Origin of the sequence: Pseudomonas sp. AF32 (genome assembly GCF_022342325.2) — a bacterium.
GTDB classification, from domain to species: domain Bacteria; phylum Pseudomonadota; class Gammaproteobacteria; order Pseudomonadales; family Pseudomonadaceae; genus Aquipseudomonas; species Aquipseudomonas uvaldensis.
Genome location: NZ_RQJK02000029.1, coordinates 1 through 12,252 on the forward strand (window position 1 = coordinate 1; position 12,252 = coordinate 12,252).

Below are 12,252 nucleotides of genomic sequence, written 5' to 3' on the forward strand. Positions count from 1 at the left end.
CCTTGAGCAGTTCATTGAGCTGCGGCACGCCCAGGCACTGGCCAATGTAGGGCTTGAGCAATTGCTCGCGCTCACGGGCGGAAAGACTGTCGGCGCCCTTGAGTTCGATGGTCTTGATGGGGAAGCAACGGGTATCGGCCGGCGCCGTCGGTTGAGTCGGCTTCACTTCCTGACCGGGCAGGTCCTTGAGTTCTTCCAGACGACGGCGCTGCTCTTCGAGCAAACGGTTCTGGCGTTCGCGGATCAGGTCGGTGTCACCAGGCGTAGGGGCAGCTTGAGCGCATGTCAGCGGAGAAAGGCACAGCAAAGCCAGGCACAACCTCGCCCAAAGGGCGGGTGAGGACATGTTCGATCCCTCGAGCGGAAGTGATATCAAAATAGCGGCGCGATATTAGATAGCCATCATCTTGACGTCAATTAAATAGTGGGACGCCCAAGGTATAACCCCGACCGTTTATCGGGAATCAGCCCCCTCGGTCTTTCAGGTACGAAACGTCCCGTTTGAAAGCCGGAAGTTGCCCCTGAAGTCGACAGACATCTCCGCCAGCCGCACCGCCCCCCTCCGGCTAATGAACTTTCAACCCAACCCGAGCCTCAACCCATTACCGCCCAACAAGGAATACGAGGCCCACCCCATGAAAACCCTCATGAAGCTCACCCTCGCCGCCGCCCTGACCTGCGCCCTGCCCGCCTGGGCCACTTGCACGCCCGAGGAAGCGACCATCAAACGCGAACAATTGGCCGACAAGGTCGCCAAGCTCACCGAGCAGGATCCGGCCAAGGCCAAGGAAATGAACGACGAATTGCAGGCCATGGACCTGGGAACGTCCAGCCAGGATCTGCCGGACAAATGCCAGTTGATCGATAAGCGTCTGCAAGAGCTGGAAGCGGCGGAAAGGAAGGCTGGCTGAGCGCTCCATCACCCCCATAAAAAAAACCGGACCCAGGGTCCGGTTTTTTTATGAAGCTTATCGCCGTGTCACTCCGCCGCCGGCGCCTGTGGCTTGCGGCGCTTGAGCGGGGCCATGCCGTCCTTGCTGACCAGCGCCGGGGCCTCGGTCTTCGGGCGGTTGGCGGTTTTGCGCTTGGTGGGGGCCTTGGCGGCGGTTTTCTTCTTGTCGCCCTTGGCGTCGACTTTTTTCTTCTTGGTGCCGGCGGCCTTGCCCGAAGCCTTGACCTTTTTCGGTCCGCTGTAGGTGCCTTTGACTTCCTTGATGGTGCGACGCTCGAAGCTCTGCTTGAGGTAGCGTTCGATGCTCGACATCAGGTTCCAGTCGCCGTGGCAGATCAGCGAGATCGCCAGACCGTCGTTACCGGCGCGGCCGGTACGGCCAATGCGGTGTACGTATTCATCGCCGCTGCGGGGCATGTCGAAGTTGATGACCATGTCCAGGCCTTCCACGTCCAGGCCGCGGGCAGCAACGTCGGTGGCGACGAGGATTTTCACGCCGCCCTGCTTGAGACGGTCGATGGCCAGCTTGCGATCCTTCTGGTCCTTCTCGCCGTGCAGCACGAAGGCCTTGTATTCCTGAGCCACCAGGCGGCCGTAGATGCGGTCGGCCATGAGCCGGGTGTTGGTGAAGATGATGGCTTTTTCGTAGGTCTCGTTGGCCAGCAACCAGTTCACGATCTGTTCTTTATGCTGGTTGTGATCGGCGGTGATGATTTGCTGGCGGGTGGTGGAGTTCAACTGGCTGACCGCGTTGAGCTGCAAGTGCTCAGGGTTGTTCAGCACCTTGGCGACCATCTCCCGCAGCCCCGAGCCGCCGGTCGTGGCGGAGAACAGCATGGTCTGCTGACGCTGGCTGCACTCGTCCACCAGACGTTGCACGTCTTCGGCAAAGCCCATGTCCAGCATGCGGTCGGCTTCGTCCAGCACCAGCACTTCGACTTCCTTGAGGTCGAGGTTGCCGGCGTTCAGGTGCTCGATCATCCGTCCCGGCGTGCCGATCAGGATGTCCGGCACCTTGCGCAGCATGGCGGCCTGAACCTTGAAATCTTCGCCGCCGGTGATCAGGCCGGACTTGATGAAGGTGAACTGGGAAAAGCGTTCCACTTCCTTCAAGGTCTGCTGGGCCAGTTCACGGGTCGGCAGCAGGATCAGGGTCTTGATGCTGACGCGGATCTTGGCCGGGCCGATCAGGCGGTTGAGGATCGGCAGCACGAACGCGGCGGTCTTGCCGCTGCCGGTTTGCGCCGTCACCCGCAGGTCACGCCCTTGCAGCGCGAGCGGAATGGCCGCTGCCTGCACGGGCGTTGGCTCGACAAATTTAAGCTCGGCCACGGCTTTGAGCAGGCGTTCGTGCAGGGCGAATTCGGAAAACACGGGTGCTACCTCGAAGAAATGCAAAAAAACAGCTGCATAGGGTAACGGTTTCGAGCGCGAAGGCCGAGTTTCTTTGTGCAAACGGCGACAAATCAGCGTGTTTTTATCAACGAGTCCGCCATCAACGGTCACTTCACCGGGGTTAAATGCTCTAATTCGCTTCGTCGCGCTCACAGAAGAACCGTTTCGCCCATGGATATCAAACAGCTCTGGCTCAACCTTCAAGACCTCTGGGGTGCCCTCGACCAGCACCCGCTCCTGCATTCGGGCCTCGCTCTGGCGCTGTTGCTGGTCATTGCGCTGGTCCTCGGACGCGTGGCGCGTTACCTGATCCTGCATGGCGCCAAGCTGCTCGGTCGCCAACCGGCCCTGCACTGGGTCAACGACCTGCGCCAGAACAAAGTCTTTCATCGCCTGGCACAGACCACGCCCTCGTTGATCATCCAGTTCGGCCTGCACCTGGTGCCCGGTCTCAACAAGACCAGCCTGGTGTTCCTCGGCAATGTCGCCACGGCGTTCACCATTCTGTTCATGCTGCTGGCCATCAGCGCCTTGCTCAGCGCCCTGCTGGATGTCTATGCCCGCACCGAGCATGCGCGTACCCGCTCGATCAAGGGTTACGTACAGCTGACGAAAATGGTGCTGTATGTATTCGGCGCGATCATCATCGTCGCCACCCTGATCGACCGTTCGCCGCTGTTGCTGCTCTCGGGCCTGGGTGCGATGTCGGCGGTGATTCTATTGGTATACAAGGACACGCTCCTGTCGTTCGTCGCCAGCGTGCAACTGACCAGCAACGACATGCTGCGGGTCGGCGACTGGATCGAGATGCCCCAGGTCGGCGCCGACGGTGATGTGGTGGACATCACGTTGCACACGGTCAAGGTACAGAACTTCGACAAGACCATCGTCTCGATTCCTACCTGGCGCCTGATGTCCGAATCGTTCAAGAACTGGCGCGGCATGCAGCAGTCCGGTGGGCGACGGATCAAGCGCAGCCTGTTCATCGACGCCAGCGGCGTGCGTTTTCTGCACGATGAGGAAGAGCAGCGCCTGACCCAGGTGCGCCTGCTGACCGACTACATCAGCCGCAAACAGGCCGAACTCAAGGCTTGGAACGAAGCCCAGGGCAACGTCGCGGCGATGTCGGCCAACCGCCGGCGGATGACCAACCTGGGTACGTTCCGAGCTTATGCCCTGGCGTACCTCAAGAGCCATCCCGAGATCCAGCCGAACATGACGTGCATGGTCCGGCAACTGCAGACCACGGCCCATGGTATTCCGCTGGAAATCTACTGCTTCACCCGCACCACCGTGTGGGCCGATTACGAGCGTATCCAGGGGGACATCTTCGATTACCTGCTGGCGGTGATGCCGGAGTTCGGGTTGCACCTGTATCAGCAGCCGAGCGGCATGGATTTGCGTTCGGGGGTGTTGCCGGCGGTGTTGGGGGCGAGTCATATTCCCGAACCACAGAAAGAGGTCATCTGAAACCCGGAACCCTTTGTGGGAGCGGGCTTGCTCGCGAAGGCGGTGGGTCAGTCAATCAGATATCGACTGATACTCCGCTTTCGCGAGCAAGCCCGCTCCCACAGGGGTTGGTGGCTATTGGCTAATTATTTGGCCTGGCGCTGCGGGGCCTTGTGGACCATGGTGTAGGCGTAGTCCACGCCCATGCCGTAGGCGCCGCTGTGTTCCAGTACCAACTGCATCACCGCCTCGTAAGTCTCTTTGTGCGCCCAGTCGCGTTGGTATTCCAGCAGCACTTGCTGCCAGGTCACCGGCACCGCTCCGGCCTGAATCATGCGTTGTACCGACATGTCGTGAGCCTCTTTGGTGGTGCCGCCAGAGGCGTCGGTGACGATGTACACCTCGTAACCCTCAGCCAGGGCTTCCAGCGCCGGGAAGGTCAGGCAGACTTCAGTCCACAGCGCGGCGATGATCAGTTTCTTGCGACCGGTGGCTTTCACCGCGTCTACCAGGGCCTTGTCTTCCCAGGAGTTCATCGAGGTGCGCTCGATGGGTTTCTGGTCCGGGTGCACCGCCAGCAGTTCAGGCCAGATGTAGCCACTGAAGCTTTCGGTTTCCACCGAGGTGTAGATGGTCGGCACGTTGAAGATCTTTGCGGCTTTAGCCAAACCCACGGTGTTGTTCTTCAGCGTCTGGCGGTCGATCGATTGCACGCCGAAGGCCATTTGTGGCTGGTGGTCGATCAGGATCAGGGCGGAGTTGGTTGAGTTCAGCAGTTCGCGGTTAGACATGGTGTGTTCCTTTTTAATGTCGAGATTTCAAGTGGTTAAGGTAAGTCGACGTTCGCTTCGGCGGTGATGTCGTCGGCATGGGTGCTACTTTAGGGGCTCGCATTTAAAGGGACAATTACCTAAAATCGAGAATCATTGATTCTAAAAAAGGGACAATCATGGATCGCATCGAATGCATGCGCGCGTTCGTCGTCACGGTCGGCGAGAATGGCTTCGCCGCAGCCGCCCGTGCCATGGACGTGCCAAGGTCGAAAGTCAGCAAACAGATCCAGGCGCTGGAAGAAGCGATTGGCGTGCAACTGCTGCAACGCACCACCCGCAGCCTGCACCTCACCGAAGCGGGTGCAGAGTATTTCGAAGCGGCAAGGGAAGTCCTGGCGGCACTGGATGAAGCCGAACAACGGGCACGGGACGGGATTGGTGAGTTGCGCGGCGTGTTGCGGGTCAACGCGCCGATGTCGTTCGGCCTGCGCCGGTTGGGCAAGTTGATTCCGCTGTTCCACGAGCGGCATCCGAACATCGAGCTGCAAGTGGTGCTGAGTGACCAGCAGGTCGATCCGGTGCGCGGCGGCTTCGACGTGACCATCCGCATCGCCAGCATGCCCGACTCGACCATGATCGCCCGGCAACTGGCCCCGGCACCGCGAATCATGGTTGCCGCCCCCGCCTATCTGGAGCGCGCAGGCGTCCCCCAGACACCCCAGGACCTACGCGCCCATCAGTGCCTCAACTACGGTTATCTGCAAAGTGGTGTGAGCCTGCAACTGTGCAATGGCAAGGAGACGCAACGGGTGACGGTCACAGGTCCCCTGCACGTCAACAACGGCGACTTGCTGGCCCAGGCCGCCGAGGCCGGTATGGGCATTGCGCTGCTGCCGGACTTCATCGTCGAAGACGCCCTGGCTGCCGGGCGCCTGGTGCCGGTGCTGTGCGAATGGCAGGCACCGGCGATCAGCATCAATGCGGTGTATTCGTCAGCCCGGCGCCTGCCGCAGAAAACCCGAGCGTTCGTTGAGTTTCTGGTGGAGCAGTTGGCGACTAAGTAGCCTGGGCGTTGCGCAGGCCCAACCGACTGATCCACACCGCCGCCAGGATGACAGCACCGCCGAGAAACAGCCGCCCCAGCTCCTCGTGTTGATTCCAGATCAGCAAATTGAGCAACAGCCCCACCGGCACATGCAGATTGTTCATCACCGCCAGCGTCCCGCCGCTGACCAGGCACGCACCTTTGTTCCACCAGTACAGCCCCAGCGCGGTGGACACCAGGCCGAGGAACGCCAGCACGCCCCATTGCAGCGGGGCTTCGGGCCAGAAGTTGGTCTTGCCGAACAGCAAAAAGGCCGGTAATGCCACCGCCAACGCGCCGAGGTAGAAATAACCGAACCGTCGGTAGTGCGGCAGGTCGCTGGGGTGGCGGGCGACCAAGTGCTTGTACAGCACCTGCCCGGCCGCGTAGGTGAAGTTGGCCAGTTGCAGCAACAGGAAGCCCATGAAGAAATCCGGATTGACCCGGTCGTAACGAATCACTGCCGCACCGGCCACGGCCACCAGCGCCGCGATCAGCGCCCAGGGATTGAAACGGCGATTCAGGGCGTCTTCGATCAACGTAACGTGCAGCGGCGTGAGAATGGTGAAGAGCAGCACCTCGGGCACGGTCAGTACTCGGAAGCTCAGGTACAGGCACACGTAGGTCACGCCGAATTGCAACGCGCCGATCAGGAGCATGCCGCGCATGAACGACGGTTCCACCTGACGCCAGCGCGTCAACGGGATGAATACCAGCCCCGCCAGCACCACCCGCACCAGCACCGCAAAGTAACTGTCGACATGTCCGGCCAAGTATTCGCCAATCAGGCTGAAGGAAAATGCCTGGATCAAGGTCACAAAAAGTAGATAGCCCATACGCCCCTCGTTTCGGATGGCGGCGAAGATAGCGGTTTTGACCTTTGGGAGCGAGCCTGCTCAGTTCCCAAAAAGATTGGCGGCGAACACAAGTCCCATGAACACCACACCCTCCATGTGGGAGCGGGCTTGCTCGCGAAAGCGGTGGGTCAGTCAATCAGGTGTCAACTGACCCACCACCTTCGCGAGCAAGCCCGCTCCCACAAGGGATCTGCGTCGTTGCGGGATCGCGGGCAAAAAAAGCCCGATCTCGCTAAAGCGTTCGATCGGGCTACGGCACTCAGGAGCAATAAGTGCAAAGGGAGGTTCGATGCGCAAAACGGTTTGAAGGGAAGCGCCAGGTCAGTAGGCCACCTGACGATTACCCGAGGATTAACGGATCAAGCGACCAGGGACAGTTTGGCGTTGGCCTGATTCAAACCTTTCTCCTGGAAGTCGCCCCCCAGGTTCATGCCTTCGGCATGGATGAAGGTCACGTCGTGGATACCGATGAACGCCATGACCTGACGCAGGTAGGGTTCCTGGTGGTCGGAGCTGGCACCGGCGTGGATCCCGCCGCGGGCAGTCAGGACGAAGGCGCGTTTGCCGGTCAGCAGGCCTTGCGGGCCGGTTGGGGTGTACTTGAAGGTCACGCCGGCACGCAGCACGTGGTCGAGCCACGCTTTCAGGGTGCTGGGGATGGCGAAGTTGTACATCGGCGCGGCCATGACCAGGACATCGGCGGCCAGCAGCTCATCGGTCAACTGGTTGGAGCGCTCCAGCGACGCGTTCTCGATGTCGTTGCGCTGCTCGACAGGCTTCATCCAGCCACCCAGCAGGTTGGCGTCCAGATGAGGCACCGGGTTGACGGCCAGGTCGCGGACGCTGATTTCATCGGCCGGATGGGCGGCTTTCCACTGGTTGATGAACGTCTGGGTCAGTTGGCGGGAAACCGAGTCTTGCTGGCGAGCACTGCTTTCGATGATCAGAACGCGGGACATGGGATGTAGCCTCCATCGGAAAATGTTGTCAGTCGATGGAGTGAAGGTTAAACGTGACCTTATCGATGAAAAAGCGCAAATAACTGCTGCAAACAATCGATAAATTCGTTTATAAGCTAGGCAAGCGTTGTGTCGCCGCCTTGCATCCGGTCATTTCGGCTTACACGTCAGCACAATACGCAGCTTGATGATGTCACGGTTGAACTTGGCGGTAACGTTCTTGAATTTACCCGCGGCGACTTCGATCTTGCGGGTGCGAGGCGCCTCGGGCCCATTGCGGAACAGCACGGTACAGGCCGCGTCGGTGTTGCCGTAGTTGTTGACCTGGATGGAACCGATATCGGCATCGGTGTCGTAGGGGGTGTAGTCGATGCTCACCCCTTCGAGGTGTTTTTCCACATCGATGGGGTAGGCAAAGGCAGTCAGCGGCAACAGGGCCAGCAACGCGCAACAGATTTTCTTCATTCGGCAGTCTCCACCCAGGGACCGCCAGCTTAGGACAAGAGGAGCTCAATATGAAAGCGCCCCGCGTGACCCTTGATCAATGGCGAACGTTGCAAGCCGTGGTGGACCACGGCGGTTTCGCCCAGGCCGCCGAAGTGTTGCATCGCTCCCAGTCGTCGGTGAGCTACACCGTGGCGCGCATGCAGGATCAGCTCGGCGTGCCGCTGCTGCGCATCGATGGACGCAAGGCCGTACTGACCGAAGCCGGCGGCGTGTTGCTGCGTCGTTCCCGGCAATTGGTGAAACAGGCCAGCCAACTGGAGGACCTCGCCCATCATATGGAGCAAGGCTGGGAAGCCGAAGTGCGCTTGGTGGTCGATGCTGCCTACCCCTCCGCGCGCCTCGTGCGAGCCCTGACGGCGTTCATGCCGCAGAGCCGCGGCTGCCGGGTGCGCCTGCGAGAAGAAGTGCTGTCGGGGGTCGAGGAAGTGTTACTCGAAGGCGTAGCGGACCTGGCCATCAGCGGCTTCAGCATCCCCGGCTACCTGGGGGCGGAATTGAGCGACGTGGAGTTCGTCGCGGTGGCCCATCCCGAACATGCTCTGCATCGACTCAATCGCGAGCTAAGCTTCCAGGACCTGGAAAGCCAGCTACAGGTGGTCATCCGCGACTCCGGTCGCCAGCAGCCTCGGGACGTCGGCTGGCTGGGTGCCGAACAGCGCTGGACCGTCGGCAGCCTGGCCACCGCCGCGACCTTCGTCGGCAGTGGCCTGGGCTTCGCCTGGCTGCCCCGGCACATGATCGAGCGCGAGCTCAAGGAGGGTTTGCTCAAGCGTCTACCCTTGGAACAGGGAGGCAGCCGCAACTCCACCTTCTATCTTTTTTCGAACAAGGAAAAACCCCTGGGCCCGGCTACCCAGATTCTCATCGAACTGTTGCGCACCTTCGACACCGCGCCGCTGGATGCGCCGTTCGCCGCCCCTGAACAAGCCTGACAAGGACTTCGCCCATGGCCTATTTCGCTCATGAAGATTGCAACCTGCACTACGAGGAGTACGGCCATGGCGCACCTTTGCTGCTGGTCCATGGGCTGGGCTCCAGTACGCGGGACTGGGAGAAACAGATTCCGGTGTTATCCGCCCACTACCGCCTGATCGTCGTGGACGTGCGCGGCCACGGCCGCTCCGACAAACCTCGCGGGCACTACAGCATTGAAGGCTTCAGCGCCGACCTGATCGCCTTGATCGAACACCTCGGCCTGGGTCCGGTGCATCTGGTGGGCTGGTCCATGGGCGGCATGATCGCCTTCCAGCTGGCGGTGGACGAGCCCGGTCTCGTCAAGAGCCTGTGCATCGTCAACAGCGCGCCCCAGGTAAAGGTCCGTACGCTCGACGATTGCTGGCAATGGTTCAAGCGCTGGAGCCTGATGCGCCTCCTCAGTCTGGAAACCATCGGCAAGGCCCTGGGCGCCAAACTGTTTCCCAAACCCGAACAGACCGAGTTACGACTGGAAATGGCCCGGCGCTGGGCAACGAACGACAAACATGCTTATCTCGCCAGCTTCGATGCCGTCGTGGGTTGGGGGGTTCAGGAACGACTTTCGCAAATTGCCTGTCCAACCCTGGTCATCTGTGCCGATCACGACTACACCCCGGTGGCAGTGAAAGAAGCCTATGTAAAGCTGCTGCCCGATGCACGGCTGGTAGTGATCGCCGATTCACGGCACGCTACCCCGCTGGATCAACCCGAACGCTTCAACCAAACCCTGCTCGACTTTCTGATCGCAGTCGACTCTACCCATCAGGATCACTGACCCATGCTGAAAAAAATCGCCCTCGCCGCCGGCACTGTTCTGTTTGCCGCCAATCTGATGGCGGCGCAGCCGGCCAAGGCGCCGCACGTACTGCTGGAGACTACCAACGGCCAGATCGAAATCGAACTGGACCCGGTCAAGGCGCCCGCCAGTACGAAAAATTTTCTTGAGTACGTGGACAGCGGCTTCTACAACGGCACGATCTTCCACCGGGTGATCCCGGGCTTCATGGCCCAGGGCGGTGGCTTTACCCCGCAGATGCAACAGAAGGACACCAAGGCCCCGATTCAGAACGAAGCCAGCAACGGCCTGCATAACGTTCGCGGCACGCTGGCGATGGCTCGCACGTCCAACCCTAACTCGGCCACCAGCCAATTCTTCATTAACGTGGCAGACAACGCCTTCCTTGATCCGGGCCGTGACGCCGGCTACGCGGTCTTCGGCAAAGTGGTCAAGGGCATGGATGTCGTGGACATCATCGTCAACTCCCAGTCCACCACCAAACAAGGCATGCAAAACGTGCCGATCGACCCTGTGATCATCAAGTCGGCCAAACGCATCGACTGAACACACAGGGCAAGCCTGAGCGGCGGCTGATCATGCGCCGCTCACAGCACAAAGGAGAGCCCTGCCCGGGCTGTTAATTCATGGTTTACCGCCGTTTCGAAAAACTGATCGACATCTTCCGCGACGCCCCCAGCTCGGCCCCACCGAACCGCGTCCTGCCCTTCTACACGTATTACCTGAAACAAGTCTGGCCAAGCTTCGCCGTCCTGCTGGTGGTGGGCTTGGTCGGCGCATTGATCGAAGTCGCGCTGTTCAGCTACCTGAGCCGCATCATCGACCTGGCCCAAGGCACGCCCAACGTCGATTTCTTCAAGATCCACGGCCTGGAACTGGCCTGGATGGCGGTGGTGGCGCTGATCTTGCGGCCAATCTTCGTGGCGCTGCATGACCTGCTGGTGCACCAGACCCTGAGCCCCGGCATGACCAGCCTGATCCGCTGGCAGAATCACAGCTACGTGCTCAAGCAGAGCCTGAATTTTTTCCAGAACGATTTCGCCGGGCGCATCGCCCAGCGCATCATGCAGACAGGCAACTCCCTGCGCGACTCAGCGGTACAGGCCGTGGACGCGCTGTGGCACGTGCTGATCTACGCCATCAGTTCGCTGGTGCTGTTCGCCGAAGCCGACTGGCGCCTGATGATCCCGCTGCTGCTGTGGATCGCCGCCTACATCGGCGCGCTCTATTACTTCGTGCCGCGGGTCAAGGAACGTTCCGTGGTGTCGTCCGACGCCCGCTCCAAGCTCATGGGCCGGATCGTCGACGGCTACACCAACATCACCACTCTCAAGCTGTTCGCCCACACGAACTTCGAACAACAGTACGCACGCGAAGCCATCCAGGAACAGACCGAAAAGGCCCAGTTGGCCGGCCGCGTAGTGACCAGCATGGACGTGGTCATCACCAGCATGAACGGGCTGTTGATCGTCGGCACCACCGGCCTGGCGTTGTGGCTGTGGACCCAGTCGCTGATCAGCGTCGGCGCCATTGCCCTGGCCACCGGCCTGGTGATCCGCATCGTCAACATGTCCGGCTGGATCATGTGGGTGGTCAACGGCATCTTCGAAAATATCGGCATGGTCCAGGACGGCCTGGAGACCATCGCCCAGCCGGTCAGTGTCACCGACCGCGAACACGCCAAGCCGCTGGCGGTGGCCCGTGGCGAGGTGCGTTTCGAGCATGTGGACTTCCACTACGGCAAAAAAAGCGGCGTGATCAGCGACCTGAATCTGACCATCCGGGCCGGCGAGAAGATCGGCCTGATCGGCCCGTCCGGTGCGGGCAAATCCACCCTGGTCAACCTGCTGCTGCGTCTCTATGACGTGCAAGGCGGCCGCATTCTCATCGACGGCCAGGACATCGCCGAAGTGAGCCAGGAAAGCCTGCGCGAGCGGATCGGCATGATCACCCAGGACACCTCCCTGCTGCACCGCTCGATTCGCGACAACCTGCTTTACGGCAAACCCAACGCCACCGACGCGCAACTCTGGGAAGCGGTACACAAGGCCCGTGCCGATGAGTTCATCCCGTTGCTTTCCGACGCCCAGGGCCGTACCGGCTTCGATGCTCATGTGGGCGAGCGCGGCGTGAAACTGTCCGGTGGCCAGCGCCAGCGCATCGCCATTGCTCGGGTCCTGCTCAAGGATGCACCGATCCTGATCATGGACGAAGCGACCTCGGCGCTGGACTCGGAAGTGGAGGCCGCGATCCAGGAAAGCCTGGAAACGCTGATGCAGGGCAAGACCGTGATCGCCATCGCCCACCGCCTCTCGACCATCGCCCGGATGGACCGCCTCGTAGTGCTGGAGAACGGCCGCATCGCCGAAACCGGCAGCCATGCCGAACTGCTGGCCCATGGCGGGTTATATGCGCGGTTGTGGCAGCATCAGACCGGAGGTTTTGTGGGGATTGACTGATTAGATCAGACAGTCCGCTCCCACGGTTTCGGGTATCAGCCTCGGG

At 60.8% G+C, this 12,252-nt stretch carries 13 protein-coding genes; 7 read left to right on the plus strand and 6 right to left on the minus strand.

The window, feature by feature from the left end:
* On the minus strand, positions 1-346 hold a 346-nt coding region (locus EGM97_RS23110), incomplete at its 3' end, for a POTRA domain-containing protein (protein ID WP_477788857.1).
* A 289-nt stretch (positions 347-635) separates the two neighbouring features.
* Between EGM97_RS23110 and EGM97_RS23115 the strand changes: the two genes are divergently transcribed.
* The gene (locus tag EGM97_RS23115; RefSeq protein ID WP_238964191.1) at positions 636-911 is read left to right on the plus strand and encodes a hypothetical protein; all 276 of its coding nucleotides are present in this window, start codon (positions 636-638) and stop codon (positions 909-911) included.
* 68 nt (positions 912-979) lie between these two features.
* Here EGM97_RS23115 and EGM97_RS23120 read toward each other — a convergent pair whose 3' ends face one another.
* Positions 980-2,326, minus strand: coding sequence for a DEAD/DEAH box helicase (locus EGM97_RS23120; protein ID WP_238964192.1), 1,347 nt, complete (start codon positions 2,324-2,326; stop codon positions 980-982).
* A gap of 192 nt (positions 2,327-2,518) precedes the next feature.
* Between EGM97_RS23120 and EGM97_RS23125 the strand changes: the two genes are divergently transcribed.
* A complete protein-coding gene (locus tag EGM97_RS23125; protein WP_238964193.1) occupies positions 2,519-3,817 on the plus strand; it encodes a mechanosensitive ion channel family protein in 1,299 nt (432 codons plus the stop codon).
* A 125-nt stretch (positions 3,818-3,942) separates the two neighbouring features.
* On the opposite strand, the gene EGM97_RS23130 is transcribed toward EGM97_RS23125, so the two are convergent.
* Positions 3,943-4,587 carry a hydrolase gene (locus tag EGM97_RS23130; RefSeq protein WP_238964194.1) on the minus strand — a complete coding sequence of 215 codons (645 nt, stop codon included), beginning with the start codon at positions 4,585-4,587 and terminating at the stop codon, positions 3,943-3,945.
* 158 nt (positions 4,588-4,745) lie between these two features.
* Between EGM97_RS23130 and EGM97_RS23135 the strand changes: the two genes are divergently transcribed.
* Positions 4,746-5,633 (plus strand): LysR family transcriptional regulator, encoded by an 888-nt coding sequence (locus tag EGM97_RS23135; RefSeq protein ID WP_238964195.1) that lies wholly within the window; start codon positions 4,746-4,748, stop codon positions 5,631-5,633.
* Here EGM97_RS23135 and EGM97_RS23140 read toward each other — a convergent pair.
* The 3 genes from EGM97_RS23140 to EGM97_RS23150 form a co-directional block, all read right to left on the minus strand.
* Positions 5,626-6,489, minus strand: coding sequence for a carboxylate/amino acid/amine transporter (locus tag EGM97_RS23140; protein WP_238964196.1), 864 nt, complete (start codon positions 6,487-6,489; stop codon positions 5,626-5,628). The genes EGM97_RS23135 and EGM97_RS23140 overlap by 8 nt on opposite strands.
* A gap of 380 nt (positions 6,490-6,869) precedes the next feature.
* On the minus strand, positions 6,870-7,469 hold the full coding sequence (locus EGM97_RS23145) for an FMN-dependent NADH-azoreductase (RefSeq protein WP_238964197.1): 600 nt from the start codon (positions 7,467-7,469) through the stop codon (positions 6,870-6,872).
* Positions 7,470-7,619: 150 nt separating this feature from the next.
* Positions 7,620-7,934, minus strand: a complete 315-nt coding sequence (locus EGM97_RS23150; protein ID WP_238964198.1) for a 3-phosphoglycerate kinase — start codon at positions 7,932-7,934, stop codon at positions 7,620-7,622.
* A gap of 50 nt (positions 7,935-7,984) precedes the next feature.
* Here EGM97_RS23150 and EGM97_RS23155 point away from each other — a divergent pair, with 50 nt between their 5' ends.
* From EGM97_RS23155 to EGM97_RS23170, 4 genes are all read left to right on the plus strand, one after another.
* On the plus strand, positions 7,985-8,908 hold the full coding sequence (locus EGM97_RS23155; protein WP_053155756.1) for a PA3225 family LysR-type transcriptional regulator: 924 nt from the start codon (positions 7,985-7,987) through the stop codon (positions 8,906-8,908).
* Positions 8,909-8,922: 14 nt separating this feature from the next.
* Positions 8,923-9,726: an alpha/beta fold hydrolase gene (locus EGM97_RS23160; RefSeq protein WP_238964199.1), complete on the plus strand. Its 804-nt coding sequence runs from the start codon at positions 8,923-8,925 to the stop codon at positions 9,724-9,726.
* Between the two features lie 3 nt (positions 9,727-9,729).
* Positions 9,730-10,293, plus strand: a complete 564-nt coding sequence (locus EGM97_RS23165) for a peptidylprolyl isomerase (protein WP_053155763.1) — start codon at positions 9,730-9,732, stop codon at positions 10,291-10,293.
* Positions 10,294-10,373: 80 nt separating this feature from the next.
* Complete coding sequence (locus EGM97_RS23170) at positions 10,374-12,206, plus strand: ABC transporter ATP-binding protein (protein ID WP_053155765.1); 1,833 nt, start codon at positions 10,374-10,376, stop codon at positions 12,204-12,206.
* Positions 12,207-12,252: the final 46 nt, after the last annotated feature.

Excerpts from the sequence above, each read along its gene's own strand:
- EGM97_RS23115 (WP_238964191.1), top strand. The coding sequence starts at position 636 with ATGAAAACCCTCATGAAGCTCACCCTCGCCGCCGCCCTGACCTGCGCC.
- EGM97_RS23125 (WP_238964193.1), top strand. The coding sequence starts at position 2,519 with ATGGATATCAAACAGCTCTGGCTCAACCTTCAAGACCTCTGGGGTGCC.
- EGM97_RS23130 (WP_238964194.1), bottom strand. The coding sequence starts at position 4,587 with ATGTCTAACCGCGAACTGCTGAACTCAACCAACTCCGCCCTGATCCTG.
- EGM97_RS23135 (WP_238964195.1), top strand. The coding sequence starts at position 4,746 with ATGGATCGCATCGAATGCATGCGCGCGTTCGTCGTCACGGTCGGCGAG.
- EGM97_RS23140 (WP_238964196.1), bottom strand. The coding sequence starts at position 6,489 with ATGGGCTATCTACTTTTTGTGACCTTGATCCAGGCATTTTCCTTCAGC.
- EGM97_RS23145 (WP_238964197.1), bottom strand. The coding sequence starts at position 7,469 with ATGTCCCGCGTTCTGATCATCGAAAGCAGTGCTCGCCAGCAAGACTCG.
- EGM97_RS23150 (WP_238964198.1), bottom strand. The coding sequence starts at position 7,934 with ATGAAGAAAATCTGTTGCGCGTTGCTGGCCCTGTTGCCGCTGACTGCC.
- EGM97_RS23155 (WP_053155756.1), top strand. The coding sequence starts at position 7,985 with ATGAAAGCGCCCCGCGTGACCCTTGATCAATGGCGAACGTTGCAAGCC.
- EGM97_RS23160 (WP_238964199.1), top strand. The coding sequence starts at position 8,923 with ATGGCCTATTTCGCTCATGAAGATTGCAACCTGCACTACGAGGAGTAC.
- EGM97_RS23165 (WP_053155763.1), top strand. The coding sequence starts at position 9,730 with ATGCTGAAAAAAATCGCCCTCGCCGCCGGCACTGTTCTGTTTGCCGCC.
- EGM97_RS23170 (WP_053155765.1), top strand. The coding sequence starts at position 10,374 with ATGGTTTACCGCCGTTTCGAAAAACTGATCGACATCTTCCGCGACGCC.